Origin of the sequence: Actinoallomurus liliacearum, from assembly GCF_039542035.1 — a bacterium.
GTDB classification, from domain to species: Bacteria; Actinomycetota; Actinomycetes; order Streptosporangiales; family Streptosporangiaceae; genus Actinoallomurus; species Actinoallomurus liliacearum.
This window is the reverse complement of sequence record NZ_BAABHJ010000017.1, coordinates 69,640-89,642: the sequence shown is the minus strand read 5'-3', so window position 1 is coordinate 89,642 and position 20,003 is coordinate 69,640. Positions and strand designations below refer to the sequence as shown.

Here is a 20,003-nt window from a genome sequence, read left to right as displayed (position 1 = left end):
GGCGCCGCCGCGGAGCACCACCGCGGCGGCGCCGTCCGGCCGCGCGGCCGGCGTGACCAGCGCCGCGGCCGCCCCGGCGCAGGCCCGGAACAGGCCCCCGGACGTGTTCTCGGCCACCCCGAGGCGGCCGCGGGAGGACGTTCGGCGGGCGGACCTTCACAGCAGCCGTTGCACGTCGTCATCGGACAGCTGGTCGAAGCGCACGTACCACTGGCCCACCGCGCGGAACGTCCAGGGGGCGGCCAGCACCACGATCTCGTCGGCGTCTGCGGCGAGCGCCTTCACCGTCTGCGCGGCTCCGACCGGCACCGCGAGCACGACCCGCCGGGGCTCGCCCGCCCGGACGGCCGCGAGCGCGGCCCGCGCCGTCCCTCCCGTGGCGAGGCCGTCGTCGACCACCACGACGTCCCGGTCCTTGACGGACGGCAGCGCCCGATCCCCCCGGTACGCCGTGACCCGGCGCGCCAGTTCGGCCCGCTCACGTCGTACGGTCTCCTCGACGTCCGCGCGGGTCAGTCCCACGCGGTGCATCAGGTCGGGATCGAAGACCGGATCCCCGTCCTCGGCGATCGCGCCGACGCCCAGCTCCGGCTGGCCCGGACAGCCGATCTTCCGCGTCACGAGCACCTCGAGCCGCGCGTCCAGGCGGCGCGCGATCTCCCGGCCGACCGGCACGCCGCCACGGGGCAGGGCGAGGACGAGCGGGTCGACGAGCCGCAGCGGCACGAGCTCCTCCGCGAGCAGGCGCCCGGCCTCGGCCCGGTCGGTGAAGGGCAGCCGCACTCCCTGACGGCTCCAACCCACGACGACCACCTCGCACGGATGAGGGGCCTTTCTTCCGGAGCCCTACCCACAACGGGCAGGTGCATCCGGCCGTTCGACGGTTCCTCCGTCCCGACGGTCCGAGGACGGCCGCCGCGTCGCCGCGGTGACTTCACCCGAGGCGCCCCCTCCGTCCGGATCGCGACGCATCTCGCGGCCACGCCGGCCGGACGCTCATGGCGTGGCGTCCTCGCCAGTCACCCGGCGGCGTCCTACCGTGACGCTGTGATCGCGATGGAGCCCGTCCCTGCATGGTGCCTGGTCAACGGCGAGTGGTCCGAGCGCGAGGACCCGGTGATGGCGGCGTGCGACCCGCAGGGCGGCGACGTGGACGCCGCGATGGCGGGGCTCGGCTTCGAGGCCTGGTGCCGGATCGGCGATGAAGGGTTCGCCGCGACGCCGTTGACGCTGACGGTCTACTCCCGCGAGAAGCCGCCCCTGCAGTTCCTGCTGCAGCTGGAGGGGAACGCCGGGAACGTCGTCGAGCACGTCTTCGCCGAGGCCCTCCCCGACGCGATGAACCTGCTGGCGGCGTGGGCGCCGGTGGCCCAGGCCGGCGCCCTGGCCGAGCTGGTCCGGCGGCTGGCGGCCGAGGACGGTGAGCTGTCGCCCGCGCTGCGGCCCCGGCCCGCGCCGCCCCGGCCGTTCGCGACCGGAGCGACGCACGCGACGGCGGTGGAGCCCTGATCCCGGGCCTGCCGCGAGACCGGCCGGAATCCTAGGCCGGCCGGGGACCCTTCGGGACGCCGTCGTCGATCTCCGCCGGAGCGTTGATCGTGACACGGTGCATCTTGCGGCGCTGGGTGTAGTCGGCGACCGCGTAGTGCTGGGTGGGCCGGTTGTCCCAGAAGGCCAGCGTGCCGACCCGCCACTTCAGCCGCACCTGGAACTCCGGCGACCGGACGACGTCCTGGAGCAGCGGCAGGAGCGCCTCGTTCTCCCGGTCGTCCATGCCGACGAGGCGGGTCGTCGAGCTGCGGTTGACGTACAGCGCCTTGCGGCCGGTCTCCGGATGGACGCGCACGACCGGATGACGGACGGGCGGCCACTTGCGCTGCATCTCCGCCAGGTCCAGCTTGTGGCCCTTCGCGATGGCCTTCGTCACCGACATGGTCAGGTCGTGCTCGGCCTCGAGCTCGTCGCACAGGCGCTGGATCGACCGGGGCAGCGACTCGTAGGCGAGGTACATGTTGGCCCAGTTGGTGTCGCCGCCGACGTCGGGCAGGATCACCGCGCGCAGCAGCGACCCCATCGGGGGCACCGTCATGAAGGTGTTGTCACTGTGCCAGGAGTCCCCGCCCTCGCCCTTGGGGTCCTTCTGGTCCAGGATGTGGATGGCGCTCGCCGACGTCTTCATCGGCGGCTCGTTCAGCGTGCCGAACCGCTCGGCGAAGGCCAGGTGCTGCTCGTCGGTGATCTCCTGGTCGCGGAAGAACAGGACCAGGTGGTCGAGCAGGCCCCGGCGGATCTCCGCGACCTCCTCCTCCGACGGTGGTTTTCGCAGGTCGAGTCCTGTCACCTCGGCGCCGATGTGCCGTGTTACGGGGTGGAATTCGATCATGTCGGTGGCCCTCCGTCGTGGCCCGCACAGCAAAACAAGCAATCGCTAGGTTGCCACGTTTCGGCACGCCTGACCACCCCTTGGAGCGGTACAACCGCGTGTTCGGTGCGGTGCCGGCCCGGTACCGGGCCGGCACCGCCTCCGGGCCGCGCGGTCAGCGGGGGCCGGTCGCGGCGGGGAGGTGGGCCAGGGCCCCGCGGGCGGCGGGAAGGGCGGCCTGCCGGTCGGCGGGGACGAGACCGACGCGGGTACGGCGGTCGAGGAGGTCGGACTCGTCGAGGGCGCCCTCGTGGAGAACCGCCCAGACCAGTTCGGCGCCGATGGTGGCCGAGCCCGGCGCCACCGGCTCGGCGAGCGAGGGGTCCGCCGCCGCGAGGGCCGCCACGGCGGTCGCCTCGGCGCCGTACCGCCGCACGAGGCGCGGCGGCGCGGTCAGCCGGCCGAGCTCCGGCGCGGCGCCGACCAGCGGCAGCCGGGTCGTCCGGCACGGTCCGGCCGGGAGCCCGCGTCCCTCGATCGCCGCGTCGACCGCGTCCTGGGCCATCCGGCGGTAGGTCGTGAGCTTGCCGCCGACGACCGTGACCACGCCGTTCGGGCCGGTCAGCACCGCGTGCCGCCGTGACAGGTCGGCGGTCCGGCCGCCGGGGCCGTCGAGCAGCGGGCGGAGCCCGGCGAACGCGCCCACGACGTCGGCGCGGCGCACGGGGACCTCGAGCGCGGAGTCGACGACGTCGAGCAGGAAGCCGATCTCGGCCTCCGTCGGCCGCGGCACGTCCGGGACCGGGCCGTCCGCGGGCTCGTCCGTCAGGCCGACGTACACCCGGCCGTCGTCCTGGGGCAGGACGAGGGCGAACCGCCCGGTCGTCCCCGGAATCGGCAGGTGCAGCCCGGCGAGCGGCACGCCCAGCGTGTCGGCCCGCAGCACGAGGTGGGTACCGCGCGAGGGCCGCAGCCGGATGCCGTCGGCGAGCCCGCCCGCCCACACCCCGGTCGCGTTGATGACGGCACGGGCCCGGATGACGTGCTCCGCGCCGGTCAGCTCGTCCCGGACGTCCGCGCCGTCGCCGTACAGGGCGGCGGCCCGGCAGCGGGTGATGATCCGGGCGCCGTGCGCGGCCGCCGTCCGCGCGATCGCCGTCACGAGACGGGCGTCGTCGGCGAGCTGACCGTCCCAGGACAGGATTCCGCCGCGCAGGCCGTACGAGCGCAGCGCCGGCACCAGCCGGAGCGTCTCCACGGCGGACAGGCGGCGCGGCCGGGGCAGGACGGCGCGGCGGGTGTGGGCGCTGAGCCGGAGCAGGTCGCCGGCCCGTACCCCGGCCATCGACAGGGTCGCCGCCGACCCCGACACCAGCGGCGTCAGCGGCAGCACGAACGGCAGCGCGCGTACGAGGTGCGGGGCGGTGCGCGCCATGAGCACCCCCCGCTCGACCGCGCTCTCGTGCGCGACGCCGAGCTGTCCGGAGGCCAGGTAGCGCAGGCCGCCGTGCACGAGCTTCGAGCTCCAGCGGGACGTGCCGAAGGCGAGGTCGTGCGCGTCGACGGCGGCGACGGACAGGCCGCGCGAGGCCGCGTCGAGCGCGACGCCCGCGCCGGTCGCCCCGAGCCCGACGACCAGGACGTCGACGACCTCGCCCGCGGCGAGCGCGGCCAGGTCACGGGCCCGCCGGGCGGCGTTCAGGGAGGAGTCCGGCGGCGTCACGGCGCGAGGTACCGGTCGAGGATCTGCCGCAGCTCGTCGTCGAAGGCCTCCGGCGACAGGGCCGGGACGCCGTCGGCGACGATGTGCCCGGACATCGCGAAGGACTGCACGACGAGCAGGACGGCGCGGGCCTGCCGCGCCGGGTCGCCGGCGCGGATCGTGCCGTCGCGGTGGCCGGCGCGCAGAGTCTTCTCGAAGGCGCGGAGCATCGTGTCCTGGGTGGTGCCGCGCCGCTGGAGGAGGTACGGCAGGAGGACCTCGGGGTCGACCTCCAGGATCTTGTGGAACAGCGGGTGCCCGCGGAGCGCGGCGACGCCCGCGACGAGCGCCTCGACCGCCTGCGGCCGGACCGGCGCGCCGTCGCCGGGCGGGGTGACACGGGCGACCACGTCGGCCCACTCCCGGGTCATCAGGTCGGCGACCAGCGTGCGCACGTCCGGCCAGCGCCGGTAGATCGTCATGCGGGACACTCCGGCGCGCCGCGCGACGTCGGTGAGCGTCGTGCGCCGCACTCCGACGGCGAGGACACAGTCGCGGGCGGCGTCGAGCATCGCGTCTTTCTTGTGACGAATAGACGTCATGTGTAACAGTGTAAATCTCGTCATCATCCGCAGGAAGGGAGGGGCCGTGCCGAGGATGCGCTGGGACGGCTGGGGCGATCCGGACCGGGCCACGCCGTTGCCCGCCTCCGTCGTCGGGCTGCTGCGGGAGCTGCTCGGCGTGCGGGCGGATCCCGCGCCGCCGGTGCGGCTCGAGGAGATGACACCGCCCGCGCCGAACCCCGCCGTACGCGTCCTGGCGGAGGTCGTCGGTCCCGACTGGGTGGTCAGCGACGACGAGACGCGGATCCGGCACACCCGCGGGAAGTCCACGCCGGACCTGCTGCGCATCCGCGCGGGTGACGCGAGCGCGGCCCCGGACGCCGTCGTGCTCCCCGCCGACCATGAGCAGGTCCTGGCGGTCCTGGAGCGGTGTTCGCGCGAGCGCGTCGCGGTCGTCCCCTTCGGCGGCGGCACGTCGGTCGTCGGCGGCCTCACCGCGGCGGGGGAGGGGTTCGCCGGCGTCGTCGCGCTCGACCTGCGCCGCCTGGACCGGATCACCGCGCACGACACCGTGTCGCGGACGGCCACCCTCCAGGCGGGCCTGCGCGCCCCGCGTGCCGAGGCGCTGCTGGCCGAGCGCGGGTTCACGCTCGGCCACTACCCCCAGTCGTACGAGTGGGCGACCATCGGCGGGTTCGCCGCGACGCGGTCCTCAGGCCAGGCGTCGGCGGGCTACGGCCGGTTCGACGAGATGGTGGCCGGCCTGACCGTCGCCACGCCGCGCGGCACCCTGACGCTCGGCCGGGCCCCGAGGTCCGCGGCCGGCCCCGACCTGCGCGAGCTGGTGCTCGGCTCCGAGGGCGCCTTCGGCGTCATCACGGACGTGACCGCGCGGGTCCGCCCGCTGCCGGAGACGCGCCGGTACGAGGGCTGGCGGTTCCCCACGTTCGCCGAGGGCACCGCCGCCGTACGGGCGCTGGCCCAGGACGGGCCGCTGCCGACCGTGCTCCGGCTGTCCGACGAGACCGAGACGATGATCGGCCTCGCCCGGCCCGACGAGATCGGCGAGGGGCGCGGCGACGGCTGCCTGGCGGTCTGCGGGTACGAAGGCCACCGGGAGGACGTGGCGGCGCGCCGCGCCGGCGCGCACGCCGTCCTGACCGCGCACGGCGGGGAGCCGCTGGGCGACGCGCCGGGGGAGAGCTGGGCCGCCGGCCGGTTCTCCGCGCCGTACCTCCGTGACGCGCTCCTCGACGTGGGGGCCTTCGCCGAGACGCTGGAGACCGCCGGGTTCTGGTCGGTGCTGCCGCGCCTCGCCGAGAGCGTGCGGCAGACGCTGTCCCGCGAGCTGCCGTCCTCCCTGGTGATGTGCCACATCTCCCACGTCTACCGGGACGGGGCCTCCCTGTACTTCACCGTCGTCACCGCGCAGGGCGACGACCCCTTGGGGCGGTGGCGGCACGCCAAGGCCGCCGTCGGCGACGCGATCGTCGAGGCCGGCGGCACGATCACCCACCACCACGGCGTCGGGACCGACCACCGTGACCGGCTCGCCGACGAGATCGGCCCGCTCGGCGTCGACGTCCTGCGCGCGGTCAAGGACCGGCTCGACCCGGCCGGCATCCTCAATCCCGGCGTGCTCGTCCCGCCCGCCACCGGATGACCCGTACGATCCGGCGGAGGACGTGGCCACCGCCGGAGCCGCGCGGAAGGGATGCCGGAAGCCCGGCAGCCCGGCCCGCGCGCGTTTCTCGGCGGGGCCGGACTCGCGGTACTGGAAGAAGGGTGCTGAGGATGCGTTCGTTCACCGCCGTGGTGAACCCGGCCGCGGGCGGCGACGCGGCCGCCCGGCTCATCCCGCTCGCGCGGCTGCTGCGCGAGGCCGGCGCGGAGATGACCGTGGAGTACAGCCGCAGCCTCGAGCACGCGGCCGAACTCGCGCGCAGCGCGGCCGACAAGGGCCACGTGGTGATCGCGGCGGGCGGCGACGGCATGGTCGGCGGGCTGGCCGGCGCCCTCGCCGGCACGGACGGCGTGCTCGGCATCCTGCCGGCGGGCCGGGGCAACGACTTCGCCCGCCAGCTCGGGCTGCCGGAGGAGCCGGACCGGCTCGCCGCCCTGCTGCTGGAGGCCGAGCCGAGACGGATCGACGCGATCGAGGTGACCTCGCCGGACGGCGAGTCCCGCGTCGTCGCGGGCAGTGTGTACGCCGGGGTGGACTCGGTCGCCAACGTCCACATCAACCGGCTCACCCGGCTGCCCGGTCCGCTCGCGTACTACCTGGGCCCGCTGCGCGCGATCGCGACCTGGCGCCCGGTCTCCTACCGCGTCACCGTGGACGGCGAGCTCCACGAGGAGCGCGGCTACACGGTCGTCGTCGCGAACTCCGGGTTCTACGGCTACGGCCTGCACATCGCGCCGGACGCCGCGGTCGACGACGGGCTCCTCGACGTCGTCATCATCCGGCACGCGCCGAAGCGGCTGTTCTTCGCCGTCATGCGGGAGCTGCCGCGGGGCACGCACGTCGACCGCCCGGTGGTCGAGGTGCTGCGGGGCCGGGAGGTGCGGGTCGAGGCCGACCGGGAGATCCCGTACGGCGCCGACGGCGAGCTGCTCGGGGTGCTGCCGGCGACGGCGCGCGTGCTGCCCGGCGCGCTGAACGTGATCGCCGATCCGGTCTGACACTTGGCGCGAGGTTTACCGGTCACAGAAGACGACGGCGGTACGTTCCCGGTGTGCGGGGGCGATCACTGTGAAACACGCGCTGGCCGCGGTGGCGGGCATCGCGGTGGGCCTGCCGGTGCTGGCGGCCCTGGCGCCCAGGCCGGACGGGCGGCCCGCCGGGGGACTGCCGGCCCGGTACGTCCCGTGGGCCCGCGTCGGGCACCGGTTCCCGAGGACGTTCGCGGAGGGGCCGGCGGAGCACCGGCCCGCACGGCGGGCCGCCTCGTCCGGTCCCGGCCGGCCGCAGCCCGCTCCGTCCGCCCAGACGATGGCCCGCGGTCCGCTCCCGGCGCCGTACCACCGGTCCGCGCGTCAGGGCCCCGACCGCGCGGCGTCGCGTGGCGCGGACCGTACGGCCGGGCGCGAACCCGAACCGGCGTGGACTCCGGCCGGCACGCCGTCGCCGTCCCCCGCCGAGAGCCCGGCACGGTACCCGGCGGAGACGCCGCCGAGGTATCCGGCCGACCGGCCCTGGCGGTACCCGCTCGACCGGCCGTCCGGCGACGCCACGGTGCGCCCGGCCGACCTCGAACTGTCCATCGCCGCGCCGCCCACCGTCCGGCCCGGCGGCCGGTTCTCGTACTCGGTGCGGCTGACCAACCATGGGCCCGGCGCGCCCGGCCCGATCACGGTGCGCAGCGTGCTGCCCCCGGGCACCGTACGGACCGGGGCCTGGCTGCCGACGGGCGTCGACGGGTACAACGGCGACCGGGAGGCCGCGCTGGTGGTGCGCCGTCTCGAACCCGGCCGGTCGCTCGCCGCGCGGTTCGACGTCAGGGTGCTGCCGGACGCCCGCGGTGAGCTCGTCGCCCGAGGCCGGATCGCCGCGGTCGGCGGCGTGCCCGACCCCGTGCCCGACGACGACACGGCCCGGGTCTCCACCCTCGTCCGCCCCCGGTGAACCCGGGAGCGTCCGGGGAACCGCCGGCCGCGAGAACGCGTCATAACGTATGTCAGAACGTACGGACGAGACGCGACCGGTTGGGAAGAAAAGGGGCCATGCGCACCATCCTGAACATCATCTGGCTGATCTTCGCCGGGCTGTGGCTGGCACTCGGCTACTTCCTGGCCGGGATCGTCTGCTGCGTCCTCATCATCACGATCCCCTTCGGGATCGCCGCGTTCCGGATCGGGGCGTACGCGCTGTGGCCGTTCGGCAAGACGGTGGTGCGGCGAGGCGACGCGGGGGTGATGTCGGCGATCGGCAACGTGATCTGGTTCTTCGTCGCCGGGCTCTGGCTGGCCATCGGTCACGTGGTCACCGGGATCGCGCTGTGCGTCACCATCATCGGCATCCCGCTCGGCCTGGCGAACTTCAAGCTCATCCCGGTCTCGCTGGTGCCGCTGGGACGCGAGATCGTCTCCACCGACGACCCGCGGGCCTTCGCCTGAGCCGCGGGTAGGGCCGGGGTCGATCCACGCTCTACCGCCGGGTTCCGGGGGACAAAGTCTCGGGTGAGAAAGATCATCCTCTTTGTTCGCGGGCTGGACAGCCGCTGGTCACCGGGACACACTTGCCCCATGTCAGCGGCCACGCCGTTGCCCAAGCAGGGCGACGTGTTCTTCGACTCCCGGGGAGCGGACCGCGCGCTGCGGCTCAGCCGCCATCCCGACGCGGGGGTCGTCGTGCTGAGCATCTGGAACGGCGGGGTGTGCCAGGGCACCTTCCGGTTGCCGTCGGACCAGATCGCCACGTTGGCGGAGGCGCTGCTGAGCGCGGCGCCGGAGCCCCGGCCGCCGCTGCCACAGACCGGCCAGTACGAGCCCCCGCCCGCCGAGCCGTACGAGGCGCCGCCCGCCGAGCGGTACGAGGCCCCGGCCGCCGAGCGGTACGAACCGCGACCCGCCGGCCGGTACGACCCGGCCGCGGGCGGCGGGGAGCGGCCCCCGGCGTCGTACGAATCTTCGCCTCCGGGGCGCTACGAGTCGCCGCCCGCCGCGCCGTACGACCGGTCCGAGCCGCGTCCGGCGGGCGACGGACCGCCGCCGCACGAGCGGTTCGAGTCACAGCCGCCGGGCGACTTCGAGCCGCGTCCCGCCTGGCGGCCGGACCCACCGACCGTGCCCTGACGGGCCGGGGCCGGCGGGACCCGCCCAGGGCCTGTCCGGACGTCCGGGCGACCTGGCCGGAATGTGCCGAACAGCGGCAACGGGCTGATCTTCACTGCTAGGTTGCCCGGGTGCCCCCCTCTTCTCGCGACTCCGCGGCCGGTGCCGGCTGGACGTGCCGGGAGCCGGGAACGTACACCGCCCTGATACCGAGCCGGGCGCGATCCCTGTCGTGGACGAACCCCGCGACGCTCTGGCGGGCCCGCAACGACGTCCTCGCCCGCTGGTTCGGCGACCCGACCGACGATGAGCGGGCACGCTGGGTGCGCGAGCAGTCGGCGCGGGGAGTCTCTCCGGACTTCGCGATCGAGCGCGACGACCCGGACTCCTTCTCCTTCATGATCCTGGGCGACACGGGCGAGGGGGACGCCTCGCAGTACGCCGTGGTACCGGGCTTCGAGAAGATCGGCGCGGGCACGCGGTTCGCGGTCATCGCGAGCGACGTGATCTACCCCACGGGGAGCGTGAACGACTACCCCACCAACTTCTTCCGCCCCTACCAGGGCTATGACGCCCCGATCTACGCCGTCCCGGGCAACCACGACTGGTACGACGGTCTTGGCGGGTTCATGCGCGTCTTCTGCGGCGCGCCTCCGCTGTCCCCGGACGGCCGCCCCAAGCGGTTGTCGGCCGCCTGGTGGCGGCGGCTGTTCTGGAAGGAACCCGAGGTCGCCGACGAGGGGCGTCTCGCCGCGGCGGAGGCCCTGCGGTCCGCGCCGGGGCAACGGGCGGCGCAGCCGGGACCGTACTGGGTGATGGACGCCGGCCCGCTCCGCATCATCGGCATCGACACGGGCATTCTCGGCGGCATCGACGCCGACCAGGGCGCGTGGCTGCGCCGCGTGTCCCAGGGGCCCAAGCCGAAGATCCTGATCACGGGCAAGCCGCTGTACGTGGACGACGCGCTGCATCCCTGCCCGATCGCGGGCGGCGGGACCGTCGACGAGATCGTCCGCGACCCGGCCTGCAACTACGTCGCGGCGATCGGCGGGGACATCCACAACTACCAGCGGTATCCGGTGCGGGTCGGGGACCGCGTGATCGAGTACATCGTCTCGGGCGGCGGCGGCGCCTTCATGCACGCGACGCACACGATCCCGCGCGTGACGGTGGGCGGCGTCTCCGAGGAGGAGTTCCGCTGTTACCCCCTGCGCGGCGACTGCCTCGCCTTCTACAGCAGGCTGTACGGCAGGAGGCTGCGGCTCCGGCGGTTCTTCGAGCTGTCCGAGGACGAGGCGGCCGCGGTGATCGAACAGCGGCTCGGGATACCGCCGCACCGGGAGACGCGGGCGACGGTGACGTGGCGCGCCAGGATCGTCGCGTCGCTGCTCGGCGTGCCGCCGCGGCCGCATCGCCGGTCCCGCCTGCGCCTTCCCGTCCGGCGCATCTACCAGCGGTTCCTCTCCCCGGTGTCCGACTCGAACCGGCCGCCCCTGTTCAAGAGCTTCCTGCGCCTCGACGTCACGCCGGAGAGCCTGCGGATCCGCTGTTTCGCCGCGACCGGATGCCGGGAGCACGAGCTCGACCCTCCGCTCGAAGACGAACTGATGATCCATCTCCGGATATAACGGATCATTCGTGTGAACCATGGCGCCCTATGCCGCGTCTGAGAGATGCACATATGGCGGCACCCATCTGCCGCGACCCCCGACCTCAGGAGAGGCCTTAATGAGCAACCCCTACCCGCAGCAGCACCAGCCGCAGTACGCGGGGGCGACGCCGCAGTACCAGGGGCAGCCCGGCTACCAGGGCATGGCGCAGAACCCCGGGCAGATGGTGCCCGCGCAGCACGGGCAGCCGGCCCTCATGGGCATCCAGATGAAGCGCCGCAACCCGGTCGGCGTGTGGCTGGGCCTCCCGCTGATCACCCTCGGCATCTACAACCTGGTCTGGTACTACAGCGTGCACAGCGAGCTGGCGAACTTCGACCGCCGCCGCCAGGTCAGCGCCGGCATGGCGCTGTGCTCGCTGCTGTTCGGGTGGATCACGCTCGGCATCTGGCCGCTCGTCACCTACATCATGCTGGCCGGGCACGTCCGGAACGCCCAGCAGGCGGCCGGCCTCCAGCCCACCTGCAGCGGCGGCCTCGCCTTCCTGCTCGGCCTCTTCGGCTTCGGCACGCTGTACTACCAGATCGAGCTCAACAAGGTCGTCGACCGGTACCAGGGCGCGCCGACCGGCGCCCAGGTCCCCCTCGCCGCCTGACGGACCCAGCCAGAAGACCCTGGTCACAGGGTCTTTTTCCGTCCTCGGCGCAGATCGTCCGCCCCGCCCCACCGCTCCGTTTCGTCGGTGGGGCCGGGCACAATCGACCCATGCGGATCGCAGTCGGCGCGGTGGGGGACGGCGGGGTGCTGCGCCCGGTCGCGGAGGACGGCACCCCCACCGGACCGGCCGAGCCGGTCACCGACCTCGTCTCCGCCATCGCCCGCCGCGAGGCCGCCTGGTCCCGGCCCGGCGGTGCGCCGGGTGACGCCCGCGGCGACGCCGCGGTACGGCCCGGCGGTGCGCGAGGTGACGCCGCGGCACGGACCGGCGGCGTCCGCTGGGTGTGGTCCTCGACCGCGGACCTCTACCCGCGCCTGCTCAGGGCCGGGGTCCGCGTCGCGCGCTGCCATGACCTCGAGCTGACCGAGACGCTCCTGCTGGGCCACGCGGGCCACTTCGGCGAGCCGCGCTCCGTCGCTGCGGCCCTGGCCCGCCTGCACGGACGGCCCGTCCCGGACGATCCGGTCGTCGCCCACGACCTGCCGACGCTGTTCGACGAGGGCCCGTCGGACGACGTCGAGGCCGTCGTGGCCGTGCACGCCGAGCAGCAGCGACGGATCGCCGAGGCCGGGCTGCGGATGCTCGCCGCCGCCGAGTCGGCGGGCGCGCTGGTCGCCGCGGAGATGGGCCACGACGGTCTGCCGTGGCGCCCGGACGTCCACGACGCGCTGCTCACCGACCTCATGGGCCCGCGTCCGGCACCCGGTCTGCGGCCGCGCGGGCTGCAGCACCTGGCGGACCGGATCGGCGAGGCCCTGGGCCGGCGGATCAACCCCGACTCGCCGTCGCAGATCGTCAAGGCGTTCGCGCAGGAGGGCGTGCGGATCCCGTCGACCCGGTCGCACGTGCTGCGGCAGGTCGAGCACCCGGCCGCCCGGCTGCTGCTGGAGTACAAGGAGCTCGCCAGGCTCTACGTCGCGCACGGCTGGTCATGGCTCGACACGTGGGTGCGCGACGGCCGGTTCCGCCCGGAGTACGTCGTCGGCGGCGTCGTCTCCGGGCGCTGGGCCACCAACGGCGGGGGAGCGCTGCAGATCCCGAAGGTGCTGCGCCGCGCGGTCGTCGCCGATCCGGGATGGAGCCTCGTGGTCGCCGACGCCGCCCAACTGGAGCCGCGGGTGCTGGCCGCGCTCGCCGGCGACGAGGCGTTCGCCGCCGCCGCGGGCGAGAGCGACCTCTACTCCGCGCTCGCGGGCGTTTTCGGCGGCGCCCGCGACAAGGCCAAGATCGCGCTGCTGTCCGCCATGTACGGCGGGACGAGCGGCGAGGCGCCGCAGTTGCTCGCGGTGATGCGCCGCCGGTTCCCCGCCGCGTACGACTATGTGGAGGCGGCGGCCCGCGCCGGGGAGTCGGGCCGCGTGGTGCGGTCGCGGCTGGGCCGCACGTGCCCGCCGCCGTCACAGGAGTGGCGTGACCTCGCCGTTCAGGACGGCGGCGGATCGGCGGTGCGCAGCCGCGGCCGGTTCACCCGCAACTTCGTCGTCCAGGCCAGCGCCGCCGACTGGGCGCTCGTTCTCCTGGCGGCGCTGCGCCGCAGGCTGACCGCGCTGGGCTCCGGCGACGCCGCCCCGCGGCTCGTCTTCTTCCAGCACGACGAGGTGATCGTGCACGCCCCCCGGGAGCTGACCGAGGCGGTGACCGCCGCGATCCGGGAGTCCGCGACGGAGGCGCGCCGCCTGGTGTTCGGCGACACCCCGGTCCGCTTCCCGATGGAGGCCGTCGCCGTCGAGTGCTACGCGGACGCCAAGTGACCCGGCCTCCGGGATGAAGAGTCCGCTTCATCACCGGCTCGACCGCCGGAGCGCCGCCGGAGCGCCGGTGGCGCCGCGTCAGCCGGCGACGGGATCCCAGGACTCCCGCTTGTTCAGGGCCTCGGCGTCCAGGTCGGTCGTCTGTTTCCAGATCCCCCGCATACTGGCGACCTCGTCGGCGTCGAGGATGTCCTCGATCCGGGCGAACCCTTCCGGCGCGCGTTCGGCGATCAGGTCGAGCATCTTGTCCAGCGGCATGTTCCGGCAGGCCATCACGACCGCGTTGGCCTCCGGGAGACGGATCTCCTCGTACGACCGCGACCCGGCGATCGGGTCCGCCGAGGAGGCCAGCTCCCGGGCGAGGACCCGCGCGTCCAGGATCGCCTGCGAGCCGCCGTTGGAGCCCACGGGGTACATCGGGTGGGCGGCGTCCCCGGCCAGCGTCACCCGGCCCCGGCCCCAGGAGGGGAGCGGGTCGCGGTCGACCATGGGGTAGTCGAGGATCCATTCGGCGCCGGCCAGCAGCTTCGGCACGTCGAAGCCGTCGTGCCGCCAGTCGGCGAAGTGGGGGAGCACGTCCTCCAGCCGCCCCTCGCGCGTCCAGTTCGCCGTGGCCGCCCCGTCCCGCGGGTCGGCGGAGACGCGCACCTCCGCCACCCAGTTGACCAGGCAGCGGCCGCGCTCGGCCGCCCTCTGGGAGATCGGATACAGGACCATGCGCCCCACACTGTGGGAGCCCATGACGAGCATGGTGTCGCCGGTCAGGAACTCGTCGACCTCGGTGACGCCGCGCCACATGCGGACGCCGTTCCACAGCGGCGCGCCCTCGCCTGGATGCAGCAGCCGCCGTACGGCGGAGTGGATGCCGTCCGCGCCCACGAGCAGGTCGGCGCGCTGCGTGACGACCTCGCCGCGGACGCGCAGCCGCGCCGTCACCCCATCGGCGTCCGCCTCGAAGTCCTCGAAGGACGCCCCCGTCCGTACGGCGTCGTCGCCGAGGCGTTCGCGCACCGCGTCGGCCAGCAGCATCTGCAGGTCGCCGCGGTGGATGGAGTACTGCGGCCAGTCGTACCCGGCGTACCGGCCGCGCGGATGAACGGCGATCCGGTTGCCGAACCGGTCCGTCGTGATCATCTCGCGGGTCTCGATCCCGGTCGCCTCGAGGGCGTCGGCGAGCCCGAGCTCGGTCAGCTCCCGTACGGCGTGCGGCTGCAGGTTGATGCCCACGCCGAGCGGCCGCAGCACGGGCGCCGCCTCCACGACGCGCGCGCCGATACCGGCCTTCTCCAGCGCCAGCGCGGTCGTCAGACCGGCGATTCCCGCTCCTACGATGAGCACGTCCACGATGGTCTCCTCCTGCGCGGCGCGGAGCGCGTGGTCAGTTACGGGCGAGGCGTACGTCGACGACCGCCGGGCGCCCGGCCTCCAGCGGCTCGATCGCGCGCCGCAGGGTCGGCACCAGGTCTGCGCGGTCGATCACGATCTCCCCGTGAGCATGGCACGCGCGGGCCACGGCGGCGAAGCCGGTCGGGCTCTGGAACCGCGTGCCGCCCGCGTACCGGCCGCGCCGTCTCAATTCGCGTCGGCGCCGGATGGTACCTGGCCGCGGACGAGACGGCCGACCTCCCCGCGCAGATGCACGAACTCCGGGAGCTCCCGTGTGGTGATCTGGTCGCGGTCCTTCGGCAGGCCGATGGCCAGGTCGGCGACGATCCGGCCCGGGGAAGGGCTCATGACGATGACCCGGTCGCCGATGTAGACGCTCTCGTCGATGTCGTGCGTGACGACGAGGATGGTCATGTCGCTGTCCCCGCGCACGCGCAGCAGGAGGTCCTCCAGGTCCTCGCGTGTCTGCGCGTCGACCGACCCGAAGGGCTCGTCCATGAGCAGGAGCGCCGGGCCGTAGGCGATGGCACGGGCGATGGCGACACGCTGCTGCATTCCCCCCGACAGCTGCCAGGGATACTTGCCGGCGCTGCCGGAGAGGCCGACGGCCTCCAGGGCGTCGAGCGCGGCCTCACGGCGTTCCGCGCGGTTCATCCCGCGCTTCCGGAGCGCGAAGGTCACGTTGTCGCGTACGGACAGCCAGGGCAGGAGCGAGCGGGAGTAGTCCTGGAACACGACCGCCAGGTTGTCGGGCACGCCGCGCACCGGTACGCCGGACAGGTAGATCTCACCGGAGGTCGGGGCGACGAGGCCGGCGACGGCCCGCAGCAATGTGGACTTCCCACAGCCGGACGTTCCGACGATGCTGACCAGTTGGCCTGCGGGCACCTCGAGAGACACATCCTCAAGAGCCGTATGAAGCTCATCGGCGCGGCCGTAGGTGTGACTTACCTTCAATACCTCGAGCACGATTGAGAACCCGCCAATTCAGATGCAGAGGTCGCATGCTACAGCGGCGGCAGAGCGAGCCGCACCCCTACGTTAGCGCCCGCCGTGCGGAGCGGTGAGGAATGCCGGAAGACCACCTGACGAGTCAGGAACAGTGACTCTAGGTGATCGATTGCGGGCTTGTTACAGATTCGGACATTAAGGATGTTTGTCACATTCTCCTGACTCAGCCTTAACTCCTGTATCCATATCGATACCATCGCCCCGTCTTGCGGTCGCTACGGTAAGCCTTCGCCGCCGGTCATGGAGACCCATCCGGTCACGATGTGTGACGGATCGCGGGCGCACAGTCAGTTAAATCAAGGAGCTACAGTGGGCATTCGTCGATGGGCCTGCGCTGCATTCGGAATCGCGATTGCAGCGAGCGTCATCTCTGGATGTGGCGGGGGATCGGACGATACCGAGAAGAGCGCGAACGGACTCGAAAAGACCGAGCTCAAGGTCGGCACGCTCCCGATCGTGGACGACGCGCCCTTCTATCTCGCTCTCAAGAACGGCTATTTCAAGGCGGAGGGCCTGAAGGTCACCCCCATGACCCTGGCCAACGGTGAAGAAGGCATCACGCGCCTCCAGTCGGGCGGCGTGGACGTCGCCTGGAGCAGCTACCCGAACGCGATCATGGCGACGGACAGCGGCAAGGTGCAGCTCCGCATCGTCGTCGACGGGTACACCGCGACCAAGCACCTGTTCCCCGTGCTGGCCATGCCGAAGTCGAAGATCAAGAAGCCGGCCGACCTCGCAGGGAAGAAGGTCTCGGTCAACGGCCTGAAGGGTCTCGGCCCGCTGCTGCTCTCCTCGGCCCTGAAGACGGCCGGTGTCGACCCCAAGAGCGTCCACATGGTCGCGACCCCCTTCCCGCAGATGCCGGCGCAACTGCAGAGCGGTGCGATCGACGCCGCGTGGATCACCGAGCCCTTCGTCACCCAGGCCTCCCAGAAGCTGGGAGCCACCGAGATCATCGACACCGCGACCGGTCCCGCCGACGGGCTGCCGATCGCCGGCTTCGTGGCCTCGGGCGCGGGGGCGAAGAAGTACCCGAAGGCTCTCGCGGCGTTCCAGCGGGCCATGGCCAAGGCGCAGGCCCTCGCCACCAACCGCGCCCAGGTCGAGCAGATCCTGCCGACCTACATCAAGACCATCACCCCGCAGGTCGCCTCGACCATCACCATCGGCAGCTACCCGACCTCGCTCAACAAGGCGAGGCTCCAGCGGGTGCCCGACCTGATGCAGGAGTTCGGCTTGATCCAGAACCACCTGGACATGCAGACCATGCTGCTCTCGCAGTCCCAGTAGGCGATGGAGCGCACAGTGGTCGAATCCGGCGTCGACGCTCCGACCGCTTCGCCGGGTGACACCGCCCCGGCCGGCCCTTCCCGTCAGGGCCGGCCGGGGGTCGCCCGCGTGGTCCGGGGTGCCATCGGCGTCCTGGTCTTCCTTGTCCTCTGGGAGATCATCGGCAGGGCCGGAATCGTGGACCGGACCTTCCTGCCGCCTTCCTCGGACGTGCTGCGGCGACTGGTGACACTGGCAGGCGACGGCGGCTTCCTCCAGGACGTCGCGGCGACGCTGGCCGCGTGGGGATCCGGTCTCCTCATCGCGACTCTGATCGCCGTTCCCGCGGGACTGCTCCTCGGCAGTGTGCCCGGGATCAACTCCGCCGTGCGGGTGCTGGTGGAGTTCCTGCGGCCCATCCCCGGTGTGGCGCTCATCCCGCTCGCGCTTCTCGTGATCCCCGAGCAGGCGGCGCTGGAGCGCACCCTGGCGGTGTACGCGTCGATGTGGCCGATCATGATCAACGCCGTGTACGCGGTGGGCGAGGTCGATCCCGTCGCCCGTGAGATGGCGAAGTGCTTCGGCGTGGGGCGCTTCGGCATGCTGCTCCGCATCGCGCTGCCCAGCGTGGCCCCGTTCATCGCGACGGGTGTCCGCGTCGCGTCGGGCATCACATTGATCGTCATCGTCAGCACCGAGCTGATCGCGGGCGGAGGCGAGCACGGCCTCGGCATGTTCATCATCAACGCGAGCGCCGACGCGGAGCACGGCGATCTCCTCTACGCGGGAGTCGCGGCCGTCGGCCTGCTCGGATTCCTGATCGACGTCCTCATGCGGCAGGGAGAACGGAGACTTTTCCGATGGCACTACGCGCGGCAGGAGGGGCGGTGAGCCGGTCCCGGCTGGCCTCGTTCGGCCTGCGATGGGGCGTGTTCGCCGGTGCCCTGGTGGTGTGGCAGTTCGCCGTCCGGTTCATCGCCGAGGACAAGAAGGAGTTCTTCCCGCCCCCGACGGTGATCGGCCGGCGGATCGTCCACCTGTGGCTGGGCGGCCCCGCCGATCACCTGTTCCTGACGCGGATGGCGACCGGGAACATCCTCCCGAGCCTCGCGCGGATGCTCGGTGGGTGGGCGGCGGCGGTCGTGATCGGCGTCGCCGTGGGCCTCCTTCTCGGCCGGTCCGAACGCGCGCACGACTACGTCGAGCCCCTCATCCACTTCTTCCGGGCGCTGCCGCCACCCGCGCTCGTCCCGGTGTTCATCATCCTGTTCAAGCTCACGAACACCATGCGGGTCGCCGTCATCGTCTTCGGGGTGACGTGGCCCATCGTCCTCAACGCGATCGAGGGAGCCCGGTCGGTGGAGCCGGTGCTGCTGGAGACGGCGAAGGTCTTCCGGCTCGGTCCCACGGAACGTCTCCGGCGAATCATCCTTCCGGCCGCCAGCCCCAAGATCTTCGCCGGGTTGCGGGTCAGCCTCTCGATGGCACTGATCCTCATGGTGGTCTCGGAGACCATCGGCGGCTTCGATGGGATCGGGTACAGCCTCTATCAGGCCAAGCAGTCGTTCCTGCTGCCCGACATGTGGGCGTGGATCGTGTTGCTCGGCTTCCTGGGGTACGCCTTCAACACCACGTTGTTGTGGATCGAACGCCGCGCGCTGGCCTGGCACCGCGGAGCGCGCGGCGTCGAATGATCCTTGTTACCGCTTGCGGGCGATCAGCAGGCTGGTGTCGGGCGGCAGCTCACGCTGCCCGGAGAGGTCGAAGCCCGCCTTGTCCAGCAGAGTGCGGAATTCGGTCGCGGTCCGCTCACGGCCGCTGAACACGGCGAGCATGTTGAGGTCGCCCGCCAGCGCCACCCCTGGAGAACCGTCTTCCGGGATCAGGCGTTCGAGGATCAGCAGGGTCGCTCCGGTGTCCATGGCCTGGTGGCATCGTTCGAGGATCCGGTCGCAGGTCTCGTCGTTCCAGTTGTGCAGGATTCTGGAGAGCGTGTAGACCTCGCCGCCCTCCGGCACGCCGTCCAGGAAGCTGCCGCCGACCAGTTCGCAGCGGTCGAGCACACCGCGCGTCCGCAGGTTGTCCTGGGCCGCCTCGACCACGTGGTCGGCGTCGAACAGGATCCCGCGCAGCCCGGGGACGGCGGTGAGAAGCGTGGCGAGAAGCGTCCCGTTCCCGCCGGCGACGTCGACGACGGTGCGGACACCGGAGAAGTCGTACTGATCCGCCAGGTGGGTGAAGAACGGGGCGCCGGTCTGCATCTGCCGGTTGAAGCTACGGGCGATCTCGGGATGCGCGCCGATGTACTCGTAGGCCGGCATTCCGTACAGGTGATCGAAGGCCGTTTCACCGGTCCGGACGGTGTGCAGCAGTTCGCCGAAGGCGCGGTAGTTGTACGTGCCGTACATCAGGGCCCGATCACGCGCGGAGTTGGGCGCGTCCGACCGCAGCAGCTCGCTCAGCGGCGTGAGCCGGAACCCGCTGGTGTCGTCCCCCGCGAACACGCCGAGGGAGACGAGGTAACGGAGTACCCGGTGCAGGGAGTCGGCGTGCGCCCCCGCCTCGGCGGCCAGTTCCTGGCTCGTACGCGGGCCGTCGGTGAGACGGTCCGCGATGCCGAGGGAGGCGACAACGTGCAGGGACTGGGTGACCCATGCGCCTTGGAGAAGGCGCAGCATGACGGCGGAGGGATTTTCGTCGGACATATGACTCTCCGAAACTGGTCGATCACGAATATCGAACAGGGCTCGGGCCCCTTGCTGGGGAATCCGGGCCCCGGCCATGATGGACGATCGAGAGCGCGTGATCCAGGGTTACGGTCGAACCGCAAGGCAGTTCGTCCCATGTCTCAAAGTGGG

19 protein-coding genes are annotated in these 20,003 nt (G+C 72.7%); 12 read left to right on the top strand and 7 right to left on the bottom strand.

The features are described 5' to 3' along the window. Window positions 1-156: 156 nt before the first annotated feature. Window positions 157-804: a phosphoribosyltransferase gene (locus ABD978_RS24120; protein WP_345358707.1), complete on the bottom strand. Its 648-nt coding sequence runs from the start codon at window positions 802-804 to the stop codon at window positions 157-159. Between the two features lie 243 nt (window positions 805-1,047). Here ABD978_RS24120 and ABD978_RS24115 point away from each other — a divergent pair, with 243 nt between their 5' ends. Then, on the top strand, window positions 1,048-1,509 hold the full coding sequence (locus tag ABD978_RS24115; protein WP_345358704.1) for a hypothetical protein: 462 nt from the start codon (window positions 1,048-1,050) through the stop codon (window positions 1,507-1,509). 31 nt (window positions 1,510-1,540) lie between these two features. Here the strand turns inward: ABD978_RS24115 and ABD978_RS24110 are convergent, their stop codons facing one another. The 3 genes from ABD978_RS24110 to ABD978_RS24100 all read right to left on the bottom strand — a co-directional run bounded on the left by ABD978_RS24110 (window position 1,541) and on the right by ABD978_RS24100 (window position 4,666). Next, a complete protein-coding gene (locus tag ABD978_RS24110; protein ID WP_345358702.1) occupies window positions 1,541-2,383 on the bottom strand; it encodes a TauD/TfdA dioxygenase family protein in 843 nt (280 codons plus the stop codon). Between the two features lie 154 nt (window positions 2,384-2,537). Beyond that, window positions 2,538-4,085: a glycerol-3-phosphate dehydrogenase/oxidase gene (locus ABD978_RS24105; RefSeq protein ID WP_345358699.1), complete on the bottom strand. Its 1,548-nt coding sequence runs from the start codon at window positions 4,083-4,085 to the stop codon at window positions 2,538-2,540. Beyond that, complete coding sequence (locus tag ABD978_RS24100; protein ID WP_345358696.1) at window positions 4,082-4,666, bottom strand: TetR/AcrR family transcriptional regulator; 585 nt, start codon at window positions 4,664-4,666, stop codon at window positions 4,082-4,084. The genes ABD978_RS24105 and ABD978_RS24100 overlap by 4 nt, the downstream gene beginning before the upstream one ends. A gap of 55 nt (window positions 4,667-4,721) precedes the next feature. On the opposite strand from ABD978_RS24100, the gene ABD978_RS24095 reads away from it, so the two are divergent. The 8 genes from ABD978_RS24095 to ABD978_RS24060 all read left to right on the top strand — a co-directional run bounded on the left by ABD978_RS24095 (window position 4,722) and on the right by ABD978_RS24060 (window position 13,479). Then, window positions 4,722-6,290 carry an FAD-binding oxidoreductase gene (locus tag ABD978_RS24095; RefSeq protein WP_345359098.1) on the top strand — a complete coding sequence of 523 codons (1,569 nt, stop codon included), beginning with the start codon at window positions 4,722-4,724 and terminating at the stop codon, window positions 6,288-6,290. 131 nt (window positions 6,291-6,421) lie between these two features. After that, entirely contained in the window at window positions 6,422-7,309 is an 888-nt protein-coding gene (locus tag ABD978_RS24090; RefSeq protein WP_345358693.1) for a diacylglycerol/lipid kinase family protein, read from the top strand. Window positions 7,310-7,379: 70 nt separating this feature from the next. Next, on the top strand, window positions 7,380-8,252 hold the full coding sequence (locus ABD978_RS24085; RefSeq protein ID WP_345358690.1) for a hypothetical protein: 873 nt from the start codon (window positions 7,380-7,382) through the stop codon (window positions 8,250-8,252). A gap of 98 nt (window positions 8,253-8,350) precedes the next feature. Next, entirely contained in the window at window positions 8,351-8,743 is a 393-nt protein-coding gene (locus ABD978_RS24080; RefSeq protein ID WP_345358687.1) for a YccF domain-containing protein, read from the top strand. Between the two features lie 129 nt (window positions 8,744-8,872). Then, window positions 8,873-9,421, top strand: a complete 549-nt coding sequence (locus ABD978_RS24075) for a hypothetical protein (RefSeq protein ID WP_345358684.1) — start codon at window positions 8,873-8,875, stop codon at window positions 9,419-9,421. 110 nt (window positions 9,422-9,531) lie between these two features. Beyond that, complete coding sequence (locus ABD978_RS24070; RefSeq protein ID WP_345358681.1) at window positions 9,532-11,028, top strand: metallophosphoesterase family protein; 1,497 nt, start codon at window positions 9,532-9,534, stop codon at window positions 11,026-11,028. A gap of 100 nt (window positions 11,029-11,128) precedes the next feature. After that, a complete protein-coding gene (locus ABD978_RS24065) occupies window positions 11,129-11,665 on the top strand; it encodes a DUF4234 domain-containing protein (RefSeq protein WP_345358678.1) in 537 nt (178 codons plus the stop codon). A 110-nt stretch (window positions 11,666-11,775) separates the two neighbouring features. Continuing rightward, window positions 11,776-13,479: a bifunctional 3'-5' exonuclease/DNA polymerase gene (locus ABD978_RS24060; protein ID WP_345358675.1), complete on the top strand. Its 1,704-nt coding sequence runs from the start codon at window positions 11,776-11,778 to the stop codon at window positions 13,477-13,479. A 78-nt stretch (window positions 13,480-13,557) separates the two neighbouring features. On the opposite strand, the gene ABD978_RS24055 is transcribed toward ABD978_RS24060, so the two are convergent. Both ABD978_RS24055 and ABD978_RS24050 read right to left on the bottom strand, forming a co-directional pair. Continuing rightward, window positions 13,558-14,823, bottom strand: a complete 1,266-nt coding sequence (locus ABD978_RS24055; protein WP_345358672.1) for a flavin-dependent oxidoreductase — start codon at window positions 14,821-14,823, stop codon at window positions 13,558-13,560. Between the two features lie 228 nt (window positions 14,824-15,051). Beyond that, window positions 15,052-15,765 (bottom strand): ABC transporter ATP-binding protein, encoded by a 714-nt coding sequence (locus ABD978_RS24050; protein WP_345358669.1) that lies wholly within the window; start codon window positions 15,763-15,765, stop codon window positions 15,052-15,054. A 351-nt stretch (window positions 15,766-16,116) separates the two neighbouring features. On the opposite strand from ABD978_RS24050, the gene ABD978_RS24045 reads away from it, so the two are divergent. Genes ABD978_RS24045 through ABD978_RS24035 form a run of 3 tightly spaced genes read left to right on the top strand, consistent with a single transcriptional unit; the run spans window position 16,117 to window position 18,839 of the window. Continuing rightward, entirely contained in the window at window positions 16,117-17,166 is a 1,050-nt protein-coding gene (locus ABD978_RS24045) for an ABC transporter substrate-binding protein (RefSeq protein WP_345358666.1), read from the top strand. Between the two features lie 15 nt (window positions 17,167-17,181). Next, a complete protein-coding gene (locus tag ABD978_RS24040; RefSeq protein WP_345358663.1) occupies window positions 17,182-18,036 on the top strand; it encodes an ABC transporter permease in 855 nt (284 codons plus the stop codon). Beyond that, window positions 18,033-18,839: an ABC transporter permease gene (locus tag ABD978_RS24035; RefSeq protein ID WP_345358660.1), complete on the top strand. Its 807-nt coding sequence runs from the start codon at window positions 18,033-18,035 to the stop codon at window positions 18,837-18,839. Before ABD978_RS24040 ends, ABD978_RS24035 begins: the two co-directional genes overlap by 4 nt. A gap of 6 nt (window positions 18,840-18,845) precedes the next feature. Here ABD978_RS24035 and ABD978_RS24030 read toward each other — a convergent pair whose 3' ends face one another. Beyond that, window positions 18,846-19,850, bottom strand: a complete 1,005-nt coding sequence (locus tag ABD978_RS24030) for a methyltransferase (protein WP_345358657.1) — start codon at window positions 19,848-19,850, stop codon at window positions 18,846-18,848. Window positions 19,851-20,003: the final 153 nt, after the last annotated feature.